Annotated in this window: 17 protein-coding genes; 10 read left to right on the top strand and 7 right to left on the bottom strand. The window is 57.6% G+C overall.

Annotation, left to right across the window (positions count from 1 at the left end):
* Positions 1-4 precede the first annotated feature (4 nt).
* Both ACQZ45_RS20050 and ACQZ45_RS20045 read right to left on the bottom strand, forming a co-directional pair.
* Positions 5-895 (bottom strand): LysR substrate-binding domain-containing protein, encoded by an 891-nt coding sequence (locus ACQZ45_RS20050; protein WP_013761341.1) that lies wholly within the window; start codon positions 893-895, stop codon positions 5-7.
* 118 nt (positions 896-1,013) lie between these two features.
* Positions 1,014-1,232, bottom strand: a complete 219-nt coding sequence (locus ACQZ45_RS20045) for a hypothetical protein (protein WP_025596007.1) — start codon at positions 1,230-1,232, stop codon at positions 1,014-1,016.
* Between the two features lie 298 nt (positions 1,233-1,530).
* Between ACQZ45_RS20045 and ACQZ45_RS20040 the strand changes: the two genes are divergently transcribed.
* Positions 1,531-1,857, top strand: coding sequence for a GCG_CRPN prefix-to-repeats domain-containing protein (locus ACQZ45_RS20040; protein ID WP_013761339.1), 327 nt, complete (start codon positions 1,531-1,533; stop codon positions 1,855-1,857).
* Between the two features lie 269 nt (positions 1,858-2,126).
* On the opposite strand, the gene ACQZ45_RS20035 is transcribed toward ACQZ45_RS20040, so the two are convergent.
* Both ACQZ45_RS20035 and ACQZ45_RS20030 read right to left on the bottom strand, forming a co-directional pair.
* Positions 2,127-2,921, bottom strand: coding sequence for an SDR family oxidoreductase (locus ACQZ45_RS20035; RefSeq protein WP_448742506.1), 795 nt, complete (start codon positions 2,919-2,921; stop codon positions 2,127-2,129).
* A gap of 251 nt (positions 2,922-3,172) precedes the next feature.
* The gene (locus ACQZ45_RS20030) at positions 3,173-4,063 is read right to left on the bottom strand and encodes a LysR family transcriptional regulator (RefSeq protein ID WP_112959730.1); all 891 of its coding nucleotides are present in this window, start codon (positions 4,061-4,063) and stop codon (positions 3,173-3,175) included.
* A 133-nt stretch (positions 4,064-4,196) separates the two neighbouring features.
* On the opposite strand from ACQZ45_RS20030, the gene ACQZ45_RS20025 reads away from it, so the two are divergent.
* Positions 4,197-5,711, top strand: a complete 1,515-nt coding sequence (locus ACQZ45_RS20025) for an MFS transporter (RefSeq protein WP_025596010.1) — start codon at positions 4,197-4,199, stop codon at positions 5,709-5,711.
* A 151-nt stretch (positions 5,712-5,862) separates the two neighbouring features.
* Here the strand turns inward: ACQZ45_RS20025 and ACQZ45_RS20020 are convergent, their stop codons facing one another.
* Both ACQZ45_RS20020 and ACQZ45_RS20015 read right to left on the bottom strand, forming a co-directional pair.
* A complete protein-coding gene (locus ACQZ45_RS20020; RefSeq protein WP_112959729.1) occupies positions 5,863-6,798 on the bottom strand; it encodes an MYG1 family protein in 936 nt (311 codons plus the stop codon).
* 253 nt (positions 6,799-7,051) lie between these two features.
* Complete coding sequence (locus ACQZ45_RS20015; RefSeq protein ID WP_025596012.1) at positions 7,052-8,335, bottom strand: cystathionine gamma-synthase family protein; 1,284 nt, start codon at positions 8,333-8,335, stop codon at positions 7,052-7,054.
* Positions 8,336-8,461: 126 nt separating this feature from the next.
* Here ACQZ45_RS20015 and ACQZ45_RS20010 point away from each other — a divergent pair, with 126 nt between their 5' ends.
* Positions 8,462-8,920 carry an Lrp/AsnC family transcriptional regulator gene (locus ACQZ45_RS20010; RefSeq protein WP_013761333.1) on the top strand — a complete coding sequence of 153 codons (459 nt, stop codon included), beginning with the start codon at positions 8,462-8,464 and terminating at the stop codon, positions 8,918-8,920.
* Positions 8,921-9,001: 81 nt separating this feature from the next.
* Here the strand turns inward: ACQZ45_RS20010 and ACQZ45_RS20005 are convergent, their stop codons facing one another.
* The gene (locus ACQZ45_RS20005; protein WP_112959728.1) at positions 9,002-11,029 is read right to left on the bottom strand and encodes a hypothetical protein; all 2,028 of its coding nucleotides are present in this window, start codon (positions 11,027-11,029) and stop codon (positions 9,002-9,004) included.
* A gap of 331 nt (positions 11,030-11,360) precedes the next feature.
* Here ACQZ45_RS20005 and ACQZ45_RS20000 point away from each other — a divergent pair, with 331 nt between their 5' ends.
* The 7 genes from ACQZ45_RS20000 to ACQZ45_RS19970 all read left to right on the top strand — a co-directional run bounded on the left by ACQZ45_RS20000 (position 11,361) and on the right by ACQZ45_RS19970 (position 19,641).
* Positions 11,361-13,007 (top strand): ABC transporter ATP-binding protein, encoded by a 1,647-nt coding sequence (locus ACQZ45_RS20000; protein ID WP_038493662.1) that lies wholly within the window; start codon positions 11,361-11,363, stop codon positions 13,005-13,007.
* A gap of 294 nt (positions 13,008-13,301) precedes the next feature.
* Positions 13,302-13,787, top strand: coding sequence for a MarR family winged helix-turn-helix transcriptional regulator (locus ACQZ45_RS19995; RefSeq protein ID WP_025596015.1), 486 nt, complete (start codon positions 13,302-13,304; stop codon positions 13,785-13,787).
* Positions 13,787-14,497 (top strand): SDR family NAD(P)-dependent oxidoreductase, encoded by a 711-nt coding sequence (locus ACQZ45_RS19990; protein ID WP_025596016.1) that lies wholly within the window; start codon positions 13,787-13,789, stop codon positions 14,495-14,497. Before ACQZ45_RS19995 ends, ACQZ45_RS19990 begins: the two co-directional genes overlap by 1 nt.
* Position 14,498: 1 nt before the next feature.
* On the top strand, positions 14,499-15,830 hold the full coding sequence (locus tag ACQZ45_RS19985) for an NAD(P)/FAD-dependent oxidoreductase (protein ID WP_035199278.1): 1,332 nt from the start codon (positions 14,499-14,501) through the stop codon (positions 15,828-15,830).
* Between the two features lie 140 nt (positions 15,831-15,970).
* Entirely contained in the window at positions 15,971-17,632 is a 1,662-nt protein-coding gene (locus tag ACQZ45_RS19980; protein WP_112959727.1) for a peptide ABC transporter substrate-binding protein, read from the top strand.
* A 125-nt stretch (positions 17,633-17,757) separates the two neighbouring features.
* Positions 17,758-18,708 carry an ABC transporter permease gene (locus ACQZ45_RS19975; RefSeq protein ID WP_013761327.1) on the top strand — a complete coding sequence of 317 codons (951 nt, stop codon included), beginning with the start codon at positions 17,758-17,760 and terminating at the stop codon, positions 18,706-18,708.
* A gap of 42 nt (positions 18,709-18,750) precedes the next feature.
* Entirely contained in the window at positions 18,751-19,641 is an 891-nt protein-coding gene (locus ACQZ45_RS19970) for an ABC transporter permease (RefSeq protein ID WP_003517690.1), read from the top strand.
* Positions 19,642-19,650: the final 9 nt, after the last annotated feature.

Below are 19,650 nucleotides of genomic sequence, written 5' to 3'. Positions count from 1 at the left end.
GCTTTCAACGCGCGGTTTTATGGTTGTCTGCAATCAGCCAATCGGAAACCTCGCGCACAATTTTACGCTGGTGGCGATCTGCCGGTCGCATCAGGTAAAATTTGCCTTCCGAGCGCATGGCATGGGAATGCACAGGAACGAGCGCTCCGCTATCCAGTTGGTCGCGGATGAGCCAGGTCCACCCAAGCGTTGCACCAAGCCCCTGCGATGCCGCCGCGACGCAGAGGCCATAGTCTCCGAGTTTCCACTGGATTGCATCCTGTGGCGGCAACAGGTGTGACGAGCGCCACCAGTCGCTCCAATCCTGCCATTCCCGCATCGAATCTTCGATGGAGATCAAAACCGGTGCCCTCTGCTCCATAAGATTGGTCATGCCGCGGGCAGAAACGGGGACGACCTCCTCCTGGCCGAGTTCCGATAGCCAGACGCCAATCGGTCTTTCCTTGCGATAGAAAATAGCCAGGTCGAATTCATCCAGACGCAGATGTGCCACATCGTCAGTTACCCGCACCCGCAATTCGATGCCGGGAATATCGCGTTTCAGTTTCTGCAGGCGAGGCATGAACCATTGATCCGCAATCCCGCGAGAGCAGGCGATGGTGATTTGGCTGGCGCCGGTCCACGAGCGGACGCCGTCCGTGACACTTGCGATATCGAGGATCAGCCGCGATATATCGATCGAGTAGTTTTCGCCGATGGTCGTCAGTCGCACGCCTGTCGGCACGCGCTCGAAAAGCTTGGAGCCAATGAACGCTTCCAGCTTGCCAATCTGCCGGCTGACGGCGCTCTGCGTCAGGCCCAGCTCGTTGCCCGCGCGGGAGAAGCTGCCCAAACGGGACGCTGCCTCAAAAACAACAAGCGCCTCCAGCGGCGGCAATCTAAAAGACGGTTGCATTCAGGTTCCCAAAAACAGAGTTTGCGATCCGATACACCGCCGCCGCAAACTCTTCAATTTTTTTGGGATTCCATGCTGCGCTCAGGCTTTGCCACTAGCGCCTGTCTGTTAGCCTAGACTAGGGCTGACGGTCCGGCATTATCAGCCAGAACAACTGCACGAGGTCGCGCCAGGTTCGAGCCAGATCCTCGGCCGTCGATGTCAGCTCCCTGTAAATATAGATGCCCGCAAGCGCGAGAAAGGTTGCAAGCGTTAGAACGGCCAACAGCACCCAAGGCCAGATGAGGCGTTTGCTCTTTGGCTTTGGTTCGGGCTTTGTGTCCAGATTGGGGTTCAATCACCGTCTCCTCATTCGCTTGAGGACTATGACGAAAACCGCGGGACTGCAACCGGAGGGGATACATCGAGCCCCTTCAAACCACTGGCACATAAAAGAATAACAGGTCTGCATTGACTGGGGCGGGGCAGTGAGCCGCGCCGCTTTGACGCCGCTTAACCCTTTCGCAGTGATCGAAACGCGAAGCCGGCATCTGCCACAATTGTGGAGTTTTTGCCACGAAAACATCAAGATTCATTCAGCCACAGTTCACCGGCAAGGGCGCTAAATCCCTCCATCCCGGAAGGAGGGAGATGAAATGCGTAAGATGATTTTAAGCGCTGGAATAATTCTCGGTGCCCTGTTCGGCAGTGGCGCGAACGCTATGCCTGTCGGTCAACCGGCCGCACCCCTGGCATCCAACGTTCAAAGTGTGGACTATGCTTGCGGACGCGGCTTTCATCTATCGCCGCGCGGATATTGCCGGCCCAATGGACCGCCGAGATATGAGCGCGGCTGGGACAGACGTGATCGCTGGGAAGCCCGCAGGGAGTGGCGTGAACGTCAGGCCCGCAGAGAATGGCGCGAGCGCAGAGATTGGCGCGAACATCGCGAATGGCGAGACCGTCGCGACTATCGATGGTAATGAAAACAGGCCCTCTCCGAACCGGGAGGGCCTTTTCCGTCTGGGTGCGTCTTGAGTTTTTAGCGACGATCTTCAACGCATAGATTGATCGGTTTGCGCCAATTGCCGTCATCAGTCATTTGGGCCGAACTCTTCCCAAATGATCCAAGGTTTTGACGCGTTTGCCGGGGGTGCCACAGAACTGGTCGGTGGAAGTTCGACCTTTACTATCTTCCATCATAATGGGTGCAATGAACCAAGAATGTTCGGCCATCCCATAGCCCGTTATTCTAGTTTCCCGGTGCTGCGGCTGATCCTGCAAGAATGCCGCCATCGATGTTCAGTTCGGCCCCAGTCATATAAGTTGCCTCGTCAGATGCGAGCAGGACTGCGAGCGCGGCTACCTCCTCGGCCCTGCCAAAGCGTTGCATGGGCGTTTCTTTGACCAGCGCGGCTTCACGATCTTTGCGATCCGGGCCATTTCCCAACATCGGCTCCCACATCGGTGTCATCACGGCCGCAGGGTGAATTGAGTTGCACCGGATGTTCAGGCCCTGACCGGCGCAGTATAGGGCCACGCTCTTGGTGTGGTTGCGGACGGCGGCCTTGGATGAGGCGTAGGCCGCTGCCATTGGAATTCCGACAAGCCCTGAGCGTGAGGAAATGTTGATAATCGACCCCGCACCATTTGCTCGCATGGCGCGGATTGCATAACGGCAGCCCAGAAAAGTGCCATCCAGGTTGACCGCATGGACCTTGTGCCAATCAGCAAGTTGGGTATTTTCTGGATCATGGGCTGGCGGGGCCCCTTCGAACGGTCCTTCAAAGCCTGTTATTCCCGCATTGTTGACGACGACGTCCATCTTGGGAAATTGACTGGCAATTTTCGCCCAGTCTGCCTCGCATGCGACGTCGAGACGGACAAACCTCCCGCCGATTGAGCCTGCGGTCAACAAGCCGCCATCCACGTCTATATCGGTAACGATGACCTGTGCCCCCTCGTCAGCAAACGCTTGGGCGATAGCCGCACCAATTCCGCGTACCGCGCCGGTCACGAGTGCGGTCTTTCCAGAAAGTCTGGACATGAATGTTCCTTTGATGCAAATGCTGAGCTAGCCAACGCGTCGTTTTAAAAAGACTGCGCTGTCATCGACGTAAGTCCGGATTATCGGCGATCTTTGTCCATGGTCATAAACTCCTCATCAGCATCCTTTATTTACCCACCACTGTCTTATTGGTCAAGAAATGCACCGTATTAGTCCGCCGATGGCTTCAATGGACGAACTCCACCGGCGCGCATAAGCCCGCTGGCATCTGTCATGCGCAGATACTCCAGTCAGGTTTCGACAAACAGCTTTTCGATCGCAAAATCGATGAAGGCGCGCAGCCGCGGCGCCATGAAGCGGGCTGATGGCCAGACAATTGAAAACTGGCCTGGTGCGGCGAGATGTTCGTTCAGGACCGTCTCGAGCAGGCCATCCCTGATGGCGTCCGTCGCCAGAAATTCAGGCATGTAAGCGAGCCCCATCCCGTCAATCGCCGCCGCCCTTATCGCCTCCATATTACCGCAGGTGAGGGCGATACGCATGCTCGACAGGGGGTTGTCGCCGTTTTCCAGCAGCCATTCCTGAAACCTGCCGGAGGTCGGAAAGCGGAAGCGCAATGCTTCATGTTCTGGCAATTGGCTGGGGTGCCGGGGCGTGCCCATTCGTTGAAAATAGTCCGGCGACGCGCATAAAATGAAGCGGAATGGACCAAGACGCCGCGCTATCAGGCTGGAATCATCAAGCTCGCCACTGCGGATTGCAGCATCGAAGCCGCCCTCGATCAGATCGACGCGCCTGTCGTTAAAGTCGAGTTCCAGATCGATATCGGGATAACGCCGGCGAAATTCAGGCACGATCGGCAGCAGAAAGCGGTATCCGATTGTCGGAAGCGTCACGCGCAGACTGCCGCGGGGCAGGGCCAGATTGTCCGTTACTGCTTCATGTGCGTCGCGCAGATCGGTCAGGATGGACCGATACCGCTCAAACAGGATTGCCCCTTCATTGGTCAGGGAGACCTGCCGGGTGGTGCGATTGAACAGCCGTACGCCCAGAGATGCCTCCAGTCGGGCAACGCTTTTTCCGACAGCAGAAGCTGACAGCCCCAGGCTCTTCCCGGCCTTGGCAAAATTCAGCCTTTCGGCAACCCGGACGAAGGCATCGATCTCGCTCAACTTATCCATTGTCACTGATTAGAGAATTTTAATCCGCAATGAAAGGCCCGTGAGGCCGATTGTCGAATTCATGTCGTCTGATGAGGATGGATGCCGATACGCGACCTTGGTGTCGCGATGCCATTTCACGATTGGAGTTCGCATGAACGACGCCCCTCATAGATCCTCAGCCAGCCGGAATTCGGTATTGGTGGCGGTGTGTCTTGCCGCCTTGACCCTTCCTTTGAACTTCTCTGCCGGTGCGGTTGCCACACCGGCTATCGGGCAGGACCTCGGGGGATCGCCTGCATCCCTCACCTGGATCACCAATGCCTTCATGCTGGCTTTCGGAAGTCTTCTGATGGCGGCAGGCGCGCTGGCAGATCGATATGGCAGAAGGCGGGTGTTCTTGATCGGCCTTGCGCTGTTTACCGGCTTCTCCTTTGCGCTTGGATTTGCGCCTTCGGTGTGGATCATCGATCTGCTACGTGCCGGTCAAGGCGTGGGCGCCGCCGCGGCCCTGGCCGGAGGTACGGCCGCACTTGCGCAGGAATTCGACGGCCACGCTAGGACGCGTGCCTTTGGGTTGCTTGGAACGACCTTCGGCGTCGGTCTTGCATCTGGTCCGCTGCTGACGGGATTGATGATCGAAACGGTCGGATGGCGGGCAATATTCCTTGCCGGCGGCCTGATCGGCCTCCTTGCCCTGATCCTCGGCCCGCCACGGATGCGTGAAACGAGGGATCCCAATGCGGCGGAACTCGACTGGCTGGGCGCTGCAAGCTTTACCCTCACACTCACCCTCTTCACCGTTGCGATGATCGAACTGCCTGTTCTCGGGTCTAACGGTCTCATCGCTTTCAGCACAGGATTTGCGTTTTCGCTTGCAGCCTTCGTCTTGATCGAAATGCGGGCGGCGCGACCGATGCTGGACTTATCGCTGTTCCGTTATCCGCGGTTCGTGGGGGTGCAGCTATTGCCAATCGCCACCTGCGCCTGTTTCGTTGTTCTTCTTGTTATCATTCCGTTGCGCCTCATCGGTATCGAGCAACAAGGAGCAATCGGGGCGGGGTTCATCATGTTGGGACTGTCGGCTCCGATGCTGGTGGTGCCTATAGTCGCGACGATGTTGGCGCGTCATGTTTCCCCGGGCATGCTCTGCGGCATCGGCCTGCTGATCGCCGCCTCTGGCCTCGTCTGGCTTGCCGGCTTCACCGCAGAGGATGGAGCCATGATCGTTCTGCCCATGCTCGTCATCGGGGTGGGCGCCGGCCTGCCATGGGGCCTGATGGATGGCTTGTCCGTTGGCGTCGTGCCGGTGGAGCGTGCGGGAATGGCGACCGGCATATTCAGTACCGTGCGGGTCGCCGGTGAGGGCATCGCGCTTGCAGTCGTCAGCGCCGCCCTGTCGGCATTGACCTCGGCATCCCTCGGACGGCTGGCGCCTTTGTCTACGCCCCTCTTGAATCAGACAGGTCAGCGTCTGGCAGTGGGCGACCTGGCGGGTGCAGCGGCAATATCGTCCCACATCGGGGACGACCTGTTGCGGGATGCCTATCAGACTGCGTTTTCGACACTTTGCTGGTGGCTTGCCGCGGTGACGACGCTATGCGCCATCGCAGTCCTTTTCCTGCTGCCCAATAGTGCTGCGGTCGCCGACAAGGTGACGGCTCCGTAGATTATCGGGAACGAACACGGTGTTCCCGATTGGGCGTGGATGAGGGGAGGCCAGTGATGCGGCCGAAGAACATTTGCGGGCATATCCTTTGATATGCTCCGCCGGCCCGCCTTCCGGGCGATCTCCTACTCATGTGCCGTTGTTCAATGAACTAGACTACGGGAGCAGGCAAGATCGCCTCTTTCACAGCCAGCTCTGCCATGGCGAGGGCGGCATCGCGGGTTTTGGCGGCGGCAATAAACCGGCCATTGTGGCAGAAACTCGCGCCTTCAATGCCACAAACGGCTTCCAGATCGCCATTTGTAAGGCCCGCCCATGCCGCAGGCAGGTCTGCCCGCAGTTCAAAGCCTACATCTGCGCGACGGATACCGGTGAGACACCAGTCCTTGTCACGCGGGTGAACGACAAACAGCAGATTGTCTGCGCCCGCCTTCACAATGGCGGGCCGAAACGGCATGCCCATCGGCAATTCCAGAATATGACCTTCACCGGCATCGACGATAGCCTGCATTACAAGCGCCTCGGCGCGCAGTTTCGCAGCGCTTTTGGCTATTTTCGCCTCGACGAAGCTGCGGGCAATGACGAGCGCCGCGTGGAAACTGCGATCATCTGCTTCGGGGTCGGTCTCGTCAAAAACAGGTTTCAGAGTTTCCAGCAGGACAGGTAGCGTCAGCGCAACCAGCGGCCCGGCGACGGAGGGGCTGACCGCACCATTGTCGACCAGATCGACCGGCAGCACAAAGCTACCATCGAAAGAGGTATGGACGGTTTCGACATGTTCATAGGGGATGCCGAAGGCGGCAAGATAGTCCCGGCCGAAATGCTTCCAGATCAGTCCGAATGAACTATATGGCTGACCGTCATCCCTCAGCGGCGCGCCGCGCTGATGGTGATCGAATATCCTGCTTGTCGCGTCATAGGCGCCGCCGACATCGTAGATGATGCGGTCCACGCCGGGGGTGATCCATTCCGGCGCCCGGCTGCGGACGATGCGGGCCTGCGGGAAAAGTCGGGTCAGGATGACGCTGGACAGCAGTTCGTCGGCATGGAAGCCACCGGAATGGGTGACGAGAAAATCCGGGATCATGTCAGGATAAGCCTTGTTGCTTGCGGGAGGTCCGCCTGGAATTGAGGCACCTGATACCCTTTGCCCGACGCCATCTCAACCCGTCATTCGCCGCTTCTGTATCATATTGCCGGTGTGGGACTGGCTCCACTCGTAGCGGAAGGTAACGCCGCTCCCCTTATCGCCTTCTTGCACTACGTTTGTTTCCGTGTTTCGTATGTACTGGAAAACCCATACGTATTGCAGTCGGGGAGGAGCGGCATTTGCCTCTTCGTCAGGCGGCATCCAGAGAGAGGGTCAGGTCGGCGACCAGATCGTCGGGATGTTCGATGCCGATTGACAGCCGGATCGTGGAATCAAGCACACCAATGCGCTGGCGGATATCGGCCGGAACACCCGAATGCGTCATCGTTGCAGGATGGGAGGCGAGAGATTCCGTACCGCCAAGGCTGACCGCGAGTTTGAATATCGTGAGAGCGTTGAGGAATTTGAAAGACGCTGCCTGCCCGCCCGCAATGTCAAACGAGAAGGTCGATCCCGCACCGGTGCATTGATCTGCAAACACCTTGCCAACCGGGGACGCCGGATCGTGAAACGGCAGATAATGGATTTTCTCGACCTTGGGATGCGCCTTCAGGAACTCGGCCACCACCTTGGCATTGCTGTTTGCCCGCTCCATGCGGATTTGTAGCGTCTCAAGCGAGCGCCCGAGCATCCAGCACGAATGCGGGTCGAGCTGGGTGCCGATCGCTCCGCGTAATGCCTTCACCTGCTTCATGACATCCTTGCGACCGAGCGCTGCTCCGGCAATGAGGTCGGAGTGCCCGCCAACGTATTTTGTCAGTGAATAGAGCGAGATATCGGCACCGTGCTCGATAGGCCGCTGGAACACCGGACCGAGGAGTGTGTTGTCGCACGCGATGATTGGCCTGTGCCCCTGCTTCTGGCCGATCACGTCTGCAACGCGGCTGATCATGGGGATATCGACAATACTGTTTGTCGGGTTGGCGGGGGTCTCGATGAGGATGACGGACACCCTGCCTTTCGCCATCGCAGCCTCTGCGGCGGATATCACCGAGGCCTCGCTGACACCATCGGCGAAACCCACCGCCGAAACGCCGAAATTGTGGAAGGTCTTTGCCAGCAGCGTCTCAGTGCCGCCGTACAAAGGCTGGGAATGGAGTACGGTGTCGCCAGGCCGGACGAAGGCGAAAAGCGTCGTCGAAATGGCGGACATGCCGGACGAGAAGAGCGCACAACTCTCGGTGCGTTCGTAAACGGCAAGGCGGTCCTCGACGATCTCGCTATTGGGATGGTTGAAACGCGAATAGACGAGGCCTGCACCTCTGCCTGCGGGCGGCTCCTTGCGGCCGGAGACATAGTCGAAGAAGTCGCGACCGTCTTCCGCCGACTTGAAGACGAAGGTTGAGGTCAGAAACACAGGCGGCTTCACCGCTCCTTCCGACAATTCCGGATCGTAGCCGTAATTGAGCATCTGGGTTTCAGGATGGAGAGCGTGGTTGCCGATATGGGTTTTAGACGGATGCGGTGCGGTCATTTGCGGAAGGTCCTCCTCAACAGACGTTGAACTGTCCGCAGCTTACATCCAATCAAGCCAAAATACCTTGCATTCTGAAGCGTGGATATGTCTGATGAAGCAATATATTGCGGAGAATTGTGCTTTATGTCGCAAAAAATTGCAGATCCAATCGACCGGCGGATAGTCAAGGAGCTGTCTGCCGACGCAAGGATCACCAACAACGAACTTGCCGAGCGAGTCGGCTTGTCGGCATCTGCATGTCTGCGGAGGCTGCGACGGCTGGAAGAGACGGGGGTGATCAAAGGTTATTCCGCGATCGTCGATCCGGCAATCGAGGGATGGACGATGACCGCGCTTGCATCCATCCGCCTCAGTCGCCAGCACGATGACGAAATCCAGATGTTCGAGGCGGCCGTTCTGGACTGGGACGAGGTTCTGGAATGTCACCTCGTCACGGGTTCGAGGGACTACATGCTCAAGGTCATGTGCGGTGGGCTCGAGGACTACGAGCGCTTCATCAAGGAGAAGATCGCGAAGCTGAAATGCGTCGACACCATCGAGACCAGCTTTGTCATGAACACCATCAAGGCGCGGCGCATCTAAGCTTTGCTTGAGGCTTCGCGCCCGGTGTGTTCAAGCTCCGAGAACCGGAGCTTGAACCGTTTGGGGGTGCGATCGAACGACTTACTCGGCCGTCGCCTGGATATCGACCTTGTCGAGAAGAAGCATCGGGTTTTCAGACGCTGCAACCAGATCAAAAAGACCAAGGCCATTTGGTCCAGTGGAGCGGGCGGTAACCGTAAGAGTACCTGGGTTGTTGATGAAGCGAAGCAACGCGTCCACCGCACTCTTGAGTTTGGGCTGTTCAGCTGCGATCTGCTGCAAGCCCGCGCTTGCCACGAGTGTCAGAACACCGCGCACTTGATCCTCGGTCATGTCGTTTTGCAGAGCATACAGCTTGATAGCCTTGGCCATCATACCTTCGTCCTTGATCGTCAGCTTTACCTCGCGACCCGCGAGCCCCAGGAGGGCGGCCTGAGTACGATTGGTGTCGAAGGAGAAGAACTCCTCCGTGAACCCGCTCGCCAGACCGGAAAAATTGACGCTGCCAATATCCTTGCCGCGCATGGAGATTTCCCGGATCACCAGGTTCTTGTTCGGTTCATCCCAGCCGGCGGCAAGGGCATAAGACAGGGCGAGTGCCTCGAAACCCAGTTTGCGGGCTTCGACAAAAACTTCCTCGGTCGAATCTTCCGGGATCGGAAGAGAAAGGTCATCCTGCCTGATCACGATATCCGTGGGTATGCCGTTGAAGGGCTTTGTCAGACCCATCTCGAAATTCCTGAGCGTGAACTTGATGCGCTCAGGCACGCCCTCCGTCTTTTCACCAGTCTCGTCGTCTGTCTGTTCCGGGGCGGCAACATCAACGTTGATACCTCCGACGCGGACGGTGCCCAGTTCCGGTATCAGGTGATTAAACGGGAAAGTCTCGATCTGCTTGTCGTCAAGCCCGACGATTTTGGAGAGACTCTCGATTGTGGAACTCCAGTCGAAGCCCTTGAGGCTTGCCTCGGCGACTTCGATCGTGTCGACGCCATTTCCGATCGACATGCCATTCAGGCCGAAGTCGAGCTTACGGCTGTCCATCTGCATATCGATACGATCAATGCCGACCTTGACCCTTTTGCCGGCAGCCCCTTCGCTTTCATCAGGCGCGTCGGCCTTGAACCCGAGCAACTGCATGTTGCTCTTGCCAATCATATCGAGAATGGACAGGGCCTTGGCGAAAATTGCCTGGCGTTCCAGAGGTGAAAGCTCGTCGGTATTTTTGGTCGCCGAAAGCGCGTTCATCGTTTCCAGAAGCGGCTCGGCCGGCATGCGGGCGCTGAAGCCGTCGCTGCGTATTTCATCGTAGGTGAAATGACCGTCTCCGTCCGAGAACGAGATTTTGCTGACGGAGAGCGGGCCATAGAGAGGCTTTGCGTCCTTATCTTCGGGACCCGCTTTTTCCGTATAGAGCCTTGCGAGGTAAGCGGCATCGAAGTCCTGTCCGGCTACGGCGCCGGTCGATACGACCAAGTGCTTCTTTTTCATCGCGCCAGTGCTGTCCGGTAGATCCATCTGGATGTCGTAGCTGGCATTGTCGATGGAATATCGGGCGACCCGGCCTTTGGCGATGTCCGAAAAGGCTACGCTCTTGTAAACAGTCTTCTGCTCGGTGGTGGCGATGGACTGCGTGAATGTCATCTCAGGCGTGGAAATACGCTCTGCTGCAAAGCGCTCTATGCGCTTAGGCAGAGAGTTGGCATTTCCGTCTTCGGATACTTCAGCCGCATCCGGTTTTGTGAACGCGGCATTCTCGACACGCGCATGCGCCATCGAGATCTTGCCGGTTGGCACATCAACATTAATGTCGTTCAGCTCCAGTGCGCCATCCAGGAAAGGAAATTTTGGACGTCCATCGATAGCTGCAATCCGGATGTTCTTGCCATCGGCAAGCGGCAAGGCCAGTTCGCGAATATGAATCTGCCCGAGGAAATCAACCTCAACGGAACGGGCAGTTGCGCCAGTGCGAGCAACGAGTTCGCTGACCTTTGCTTCGTAGAAGGCCTTACCCCCGATGACGCCTGCAGCAGCAACAGCAATAATCGCAACCGCCGCCCATAAAGCTTTGGTCCGGCCCTTACCGGTTTGGGTATTTACCTGTTCCACGAAATTGGTCCTCTCCGACGCGATTTGAAACTGCACGCCTTTTAAGCACGCGAAAGTTGCTCCGCAAGTGGGCGTTAGCGGGACAGTTGGAGAACTTGTCCCGAAACGCAAAACGCCGGGTCCGTTCCTGACCAAACATCAAACGGGACAGCCTGGCATTTTGCAGATCATAAAGGTCAAGAATGCTGGGCAGCGCCAAAGCGGTACCGGTTCGACCGTCTCAGCTACCGCCACTCACTGGACAATATAGTAGACATAGTCCACCATATTGTTTCCGACGTATGAAGCGTCGGCCAAAGCGAACAAAGTTACAAAAAAACAAGGGGAACTTATGTCGCATCCAACCACGTCAGCCGACGTGGTGCTGTCCGTTCGCAATCTCACGGTGGATCTTCCGCCGGGAATGGAGCGCACCCACGCGGTCAAGAATATCTCTTTCGACCTCCACGCAGGTGAAATCCTGTGCATTATCGGTGAATCCGGGTCCGGCAAATCCGTCACTGCCAGCACGATCATGGGGCTGTTGTCGCCCGTGATAAAAGTCAGCTCCGGCGAAATCCATTTCAAGGGAATGGACATACTTGCGGCCAGGGAAGATAAAATTCGGCCGCTGCGTGGTCAGGCGGTCTCAATCATTTTCCAGGATCCGCTCTCCGCGCTCAATCCGCTGATGACAATCGGGGATCAGATTGCCGAAGTGCTTGAAGCGCATGGCTATGGAACGCCTGAAACCCGCAAGACCAAGGTTCTGGATCTACTTGAAGAAGTCGGTCTTCCCGACCCGCCTCTGATGCGGCTGCAATATCCATTCCGTCTGTCTGGCGGACAACGCCAGCGGGTCATGATCGCCATGGCTCTGGCACTCGATCCGGATGTCCTGATTGCCGATGAGCCAACAACCGCTCTCGACGTTACCACCCAGGCGCAGATCCTTGAGCTCATCCGTAAGATACAGAAGCGCAAGAACATGAGCGTCATGTTCATCACCCATGATTTCGGCGTCGTTGCCGAAATTGCCGATCGCGTCGTGGTGATGGAGAAGGGATATCTTGTGGAGCAGGGAAGGGCGGACCAGGTTCTGGTCAATCCCGTCCACCCCTATACCCAGCGACTTGTCGCTGCGGTTCCGCGGATGCGGAGCACTGAGCGTTCAGTCAGCGAAGAAGCCCCCGTCGTTCTCAAGGTCGAAAATCTTGAGAAGGAGTATCGCAGCTCCGGCTCGTTTTTCCGCAAGGCCCGTATCGTCAAGGCGGTCAATGGTGTCAGCTTCAAGCTTCACAAGGGCCAGACCCTTGGTATCGTTGGCGAAAGCGGGTCGGGCAAGTCCTCGCTCGGGCGTGTCCTGCTGAAATTGCTGGAGGCGGATGGCGGTTCAATATGCTTCGATGGCCGTGACATAGCAGCGATGGACGAAACGACGTTTCGATCGTTGCGACCCTATATCCAGATGATTTTTCAGGATCCTTTCGCGTCGCTTAATCCCCGCCATACGATCGGCAGGATCTTGACGGTCGGCCCCGTTGCCCACGGAATGGCTGTGCATGAGGCGAGAATAAAGGCTCTCGGAATTCTGAAGCTCGTGGGGCTGGATGAACAGGCCTATGACCGTTACCCGCACGAATTCTCCGGCGGCCAACGCCAGCGCATCGGCATTGCCCGTGCACTGATGTTTGATCCGGTCGTCCTTGTGGCCGACGAAGCCGTGTCTGCTCTCGACGTTTCCATACAGGCGCAGGTTCTGGAGCTTCTGGCGCGGGTGCAGGCTGAAATGAAGGTGGCGATGATCTTCATCACCCATGACTTGAGAGTCGCGAGCCAGATTTGCGACGATGTGCTTGTCATGCACAAGGGAACGGTTGTCGAACAGGGGCCGCCGACAAAAATCTTCCGGTCGCCGGCCCATCCCTATACCCGGAAACTCGTTGCTGCGATCCCCGGTGCGGACTGGGAACCTGCGGCAACTGCCGTCGGCACATAACATCGAAGTCTGACGAGCCAGGCACCTCGTCAGACTTTGCATCGCGCGACATCAAAGACCGATTGCACCGCCGGATTATCATGGATCCGGCGGCGCGAGAGGTTTTCCTTTTAAAGGTCTGATTTAAATAATAAAAATATGATTTCAGGAATAAAAAGTAGTTGCGTTTGTCTACTAATTATCCTTTCATTCAGTCACGAAACTGACATACGACATGGCCGAAAACCTGCACTGCGGCACGCCGGGAAAGCGTGTGCGCCAATGTCGATCTTTGACCATTCGAACGGAAACTTCATGTCCAAACCAACTGAAAACCCGCCGACATCGCCAACTGATATCAATCTCGACGTGCTTGAAGACACGCTGAGCTTTTACATCCGCACGATCAACCTTGCCGTATCGCGCGATCTCGATGCCCGGCTGGACGGGCTGGATGTGGCGAAGGGAACTGGAAAGATCACGACCCTGCTGCTCGTCGATGACTACCCGGGTATCCGTCCTTCAGTGATAGCTCATCTGACGATGCGGGACCGGTCTGCAATGGGCAGGATCATCGACCAGATGGTGTCGCACGATCTGATACGCCGGGAAGTGTCGCAGGAAGACAGCCGCGCCCAGGAGCTTTACATCACCGAAGCCGGAGCGGCGCTTGCAACGAAAATCCGGGAGATCGTTCCGCAGCAATCGCGCGATTTCTTCAGCTTCATCCCGGAAGACGAGCAGAAGCAGGTTATCGACATTTTGCGTCGCGCCTACCGCCATATTGTGAGGCTAGCATGATGGAACGAACGACAAAACGCGTTGCTCTCATATCCGGTGCAAGTCGGGGTATAGGCGACCATATCGCTGCTACTCTTCTTGGCGAAGGCTGGTCGGTATCGCTTGGTATGCGCAGCCCGTCGCTGCCGCAATGGGCTGTGGGTCACGAGGGACAGGTCCATCTTGCCCATTACGACGCAAATGATGCGAGTGCGGAGAAGCGCTGGGCCGATGAAGCGTATCAGCATTTCGGTCGTATCGATGCTGTCGTGGCCAATGCCGGCATCATGATACCGAAGACAGTGATCGAAGCAGACGACGAAGACATCGACGCCATGCTTGCGGTCAACGTCAAGGCACCGAGAAGGCTGGTTAAGGCCGCCTGGGAGGCGTTGAGCGAGAGCGGTCGTGGCCGGGTCATCATCCTCGCTTCCCTCTCCGGCAAGCGGGTGAAGTCCGCATCTGCCGGTAGCTATTCTCTCTCCAAATTTGCGGCGGTCGCGCTTGCGCATGCCATCCGACAGGCGGGCTTCGAAAGCGGCGTGCGCGCGACAGCCGTATGCCCCGGTTTTGTTGCGACCGATATGGCGACCGCCTTATCCGAACGGCCGGCGGATCAAATGACCCAGCCCGCCGATCTTGCCCGCATCATTGCCATGCTGCTGTCCTTACCGAATGAGGCTTCCGTCGCCGAATTCGCCATCAATTGCCAGCTTGAGGAGTTTTTCTGACATGCCCGGTCCTTATGTCGTTCCCGTCCATGGCGATGCGGAATTGCCGAAAGAAGTCGATGTCGTCGTCATTGGCGGCGGCATTATCGGCACCTCCACCGCGCTTGAACTCGTCGATCAGGGGCTGCGTGTTGCGCTTTGCGAAAAGGGCGGTATCGGCCACGAGCAGTCGAGCCGCAACTGGGGCTGGGTGCGCATTTCCCGCCGCGACCCACGCGAGGTGCCCTTGATGGCAGAATCGCTGCGCATCTGGGCGGATCTCAATCGTCGTACAGGGCGGGAAACTGGTTTCAAGCGTTCCGGCATTGTCTTTACATGCGCAAACGAAAAGGAATTTTCCGAGCACGAACGCTGGAACCGCAATCTGGAAGGCTACCAGATTGAAAGCCGCATGCTGAGTGCAAAGGAATTCAAGGCGAAATATCCTCATTCCAACATGGATGTCGCCGGTGCGCTCTATACTGCCGGTGATTGCCGGGCCGAGCCGCAGCGCGCCGCCCCGGCCATCGCCGAAGCTGCCCGCGACCGCGGCGCCTTCATCCTGACCGAATGCGCCGTGCGCGGTCTGCAGCTTTCCGGCGGCAAGGTGTCTGGTGTCGTGACAGAGCGCGGTGAAATTGCCTGCAAGGCGGCGGTCATGGCGGGTGGCGCGTGGTCCAGCCTGTTTCTCGGCAACAACGGTCTCGATCTGCCGCAGCTCAAGGTCATGAATTCCGTGCTGCGCACAAAGCCGCTGGAAGGCGGCCCGGAAGAGGCAATCTGGTCGAACGGTTTTGCGATCCGCAAGCGTCTCGACGGCGGATATACGATCGCTAACGGCTTCCAGAACATCGTCGACATCGTGCCCGCATCTTTCCGTTATGCACTGAAATTCCTGCCGGCTCTGCGGCATGAGTGGCGCTCGCTCGACCTGCGCCTGACTGGCCGCTTTTACGATGAATGGCGCATTCCGCGCCGCTGGGCGCTCGATGAGGCTTCACCCTTCGAATATAACCGCGTGCTTGATCCCGTTCCGGCCATGGACATGACGGACGGCGCCTTTGCCAAGCTGAAGAAGGCCTTCCCCGTTTTCGAAAAGGCCGAAATTTCGCAGCGCTGGGCGGGCATGATCGATGTGACGCCCGACGCTATTCCGGTCATCGACAATATCGACGCCATTCCGGGCTTTCATGTTGCAACCGGCTTTTCCGGCCATGGTTTCGGCATCGGCCCGGCGGCGGGAAAACTCATGGCTGATATCGTCACAGGCCGCAATCCGATTGTCGATCGTCGCGATTTCCGTTTCAGCCGCTTCAGCGACGGCTCGAAGATCGAGCTGGTCAGCGGCTTTTGAAATGAGAAGCCCGGCGGTCAGGTGCCGCCGATCCTTTTGACGCATGAGGCAGGCAACTGCTGATGGGAGTAGTACCGCCCAAAGAGGCGGAAGCAAAAATAATCGTCGTGTTCAACCATCGGATCAAGGGGAACTAAAAAATGTCCGACCAGAACAAGCCGCTTATCAATACCACCCGCCGCCAGGCACTCGGCCTTTTGGCGCTCGGCGCATCCGGCGTCGTCCTTTCCGGTCTTCCGGGTTTTTCCCGCGCCATGGCGCAGGACAAGGCCGCCAAAGGCCAGCTCACGGTCGGCTTCTCGCAGGAGCCTACCGTGTTCAATCCACATATGCCGCATATTGAAGTAGATGAAGGCATCCATTTCAGCATCTTCGACCCGTTGTTTTATGTCGACGAGAAAGGTGCCTTCGTGGCAGCTCTCGCCGCCGAAGTGCCGACGGTCGAAAACGGCGGCATTTCCGCCGATGGTCTCAACTGGAAGGTCGAGCTGCGTGACGACATCAAATGGCACGACGGCAAGCCGTTCACCGCTGAAGACGTGAAGTTCACGCTTGAACTTCTGGTCGATCCCAACTTCCGTTCATGGCGCAAGACCGGGCACGAATTCGTAAGGGATTTGACCGTGGTTTCGCCGACGGAAATTACCTGGAAGATGGAAAAGCCATTCGCGCCCTATCCCTCGATCCTTGCTTCCACATTTATTACGCCGAAGCACCTCCTAGGTGCGGAAGCTGACCGCAATACCGCCGCCTATAACAACGCGCCGGTCGGAACGGGCGCATTCAAATGGAAGGAGCGGGTTGCGGGTGACTACATTCTGCTCGACGCCAATACCGAGTATTTTGGTGATGGCCCGCATATAGAGCGTCTGGTCTACAAATACGTACCCGACCTGAATGTGATGTACACCCAGTTCAAGACCGGCGACATAGACGTGGTGGGCCTGCAATGGATCACACCCGACCATTATGACGAGGCCAAGGATCTCGCCGGCAAGGTGGTCAACGTCGTGCCCGGCTCGACGATTGAATCCCTCTCGTTCAACATGGAACGTCCACAGTTCAAGGAGCCGGCGGTAAGAGAGGCGCTTTATGCGGCGATCGACAAACAATCGATCATCGAGGCACTTTATTACGGTTTGCCCACACCCACCGAAAGCTACGTTCCGCAGCAGTCTTTCTATTACAATCCAGATCTTCCCAAGCATGAATATTCCATCGAGAAAGCTAAAAAGCTGCTCGACGATGCGGGCTGGGTGCCCGGGGCGGACGGCATACGCGCCAAGGATGGCGTGAAGCTCGCCTTCACCTGCTCCACGACAGCGGGCAATCACATCCGCGAACAGGTTCAGCAATACATGCAGCAATCCTTCAAGGATATCGGCGTGGAGATGACCATTTCGAACCTGCCGCCAGCTGTCATGTGGGGTGACTACTGGATGCTGTCGAAGTTCGATTCGGTTATCGTCGGGCTCGACTTCCTGACCGGCCCGGATCCCGATACCTCCGACTTCTTCCGCTCGACGTCGAGTGCTGCAAAAGGCGGCTCGGGCCAGAATACCTGGCAGTTCGTCAACAAGGACGTCGATGATCTTCTGGCCAAGGGCGGCAGTCTCTTCGTGCCGGAGGAACGCAAGGCCGTCTACCTGAAGATTCAGGAGATCATGCGCAAGGAACTACCGCTGTTGCCACTGTTCCAGTACGCAACAGTGCGTGGTCACAAGCAGGGCGTCGAAAACGTGAAGCCAAACGTCAATAACCGTATCGATACCTGGAACGTTGCGACCTGGCGTCTGGCGTAAAGCCTACCGCAGACAGGGCTTTATGCCCGATCCATGTGAAGTGCCGGCTTTGAAGCAGCCGGCACTCTTACGGCTATTCGTGGATGGTTGCTAGCCAGTTCCACGATGCGACCTGGAGTCTCATCATGCTGACCTTTCTTCTCCATCGAATATGGCAGAGCCTCGTACTTCTGCTGCTTGTCTCGATCATCGGTTTTGCCATCCTCAACCTCGCGCCTGGCGGGCCATTGTCACAATTTGCCCTGACGCCCGGCATGACGCGGGAGGCGCTTGATCGCATCGCCCACCAGATGGGTCTCGATCGACCCTTGCCGGTGCAATATCTCGAATGGGCCTGGCGCCTGCTGCAAGGCGATTGGGGGAAATCCTATCGCGACCAACGTCCGGTTCTCGATATCATCTCCGGGCATTTGTTTGCGACCCTGCTGTTGATGGTCTCATCAACCGTCGTATCCATCCTTGTCGGCACCTGGATCGGTATCAAGGGCGCGACCAAACGTTACACGCTGTTCGATTACACCGCCACGGTCGGGGCCATGGTCGCGCTGTCAATTCCCACCTTCTGGTTCGGGCTGGTGGCCATCTATGTTTTCGCGCTCAGGCTGAAATGGCTACCGGCGGGCAACATGTATACGATCGGCGATCAGTCTTTTTATGACTATGCAATTCACCTGATCATGCCGAGCCTGGTACTTGCTCTCGTCAACATCGCCGTCTGGAGCCGCTACATGCGGACTGCGACGCTTGACGTCATCAATCAGGATTTCGTCCGTACCGCCCGCGCCAAGGGGCTGACCCCGCGCCGGGTTCTGATGAAACACGTCGTCGGCAATGCACTTCTGCCAATGATTACCCTTGCCGGTCTCCAGCTCCCGACGATTCTCGGCGGCGCGCTTGTCACGGAGACGGTCTTTACCTGGCCCGGCATGGGCCGCCTGTTCCTCGATAGCCTTGGTTATCACGACTACCCCGTCGTGATGGGGCTTCTGATGTTTTCCGCAATCCTCGTACTCATCGGAAGCCTGCTCGCTGACCTCATGGTTGCTCTCGTCGATCCCCGCATCCGGCTCGGATAGAGCCGGATCGACGAAACGCCGCACTCAATCGAAGGAAAGACCATGTCCGCTGCAACCCTCCATCCCTCGCAGGCCGCACCGCGGTTTCACTGGTGGCAGAACCGCACGCTGCGCCGTTTCGCCCGCCACAAGCTTGCTGTGCTCGGCCTCATCATGATCACCGTCATGATTTTCGCCTGCGTGGTCGGGCCCTATCTCTTGCCTTACGATGAATTGTTCATCGATCTGCGCGCCCGTTTTGCCCCGCCGATGACCGGTTACCATATTTTCGGCACCGATCCGCTCGGACGCGACATAGCCGCGCGCCTTTTCAATGCCGGCCGCATTTCACTGCTGGTCGGGTTTTTCGCCATGGTGCTGTCGACACTGATCGGCACCATCATCGGTGTCGTTGCCGGTTATTATGGCGGGCGCATCGGCGCGATACTGATGCGTTTCGTCGATGCCTTTCTGTCTTTCCCGAGTATTTTCCTGCTTCTCGCTCTGGCTGCTTTCGTCAAGCCGAGCCCGTTCATGATCACGGTTATCATTGCCGTCACGAGCTGGATGGAAATTGCCCGTCTGGTTGAAGCGGAAGTGCGGTCTCTGCGCGAACGCGACTTCGTCATGGCAGCCCGTATGCTGGGCCTGCCCAATGGCTGGATCATGTTCCGGGAACTGCTGCCGAATGCAGTCGGCCCCATCATCGTTGCCGCGACCCTGACGGTCGCGCGTGCCATCCTTCTGGAGGCCTATATCAGCTTTCTCGGTTATGGCATTCAGCCGCCGCTGCCGAGCTGGGGCAATATGCTGAACGGAGCCCAGCAATATCTCGACAAGGCGCCCTGGCTCGCCATCGTGCCGGGCGTCGCCATCACGCTTGCCGTCACCAGCTTCAATTTCATCGGTGATGGGCTTCGTGATGCGCTCGATGCGCGCAGCGACCTGAACTGAAGGTTTCGG

This window comes from Agrobacterium sp. 16-2014-1-2a (assembly GCF_053522705.1).
This window is presented reverse-complemented; position numbering and strand designations above follow the sequence as displayed.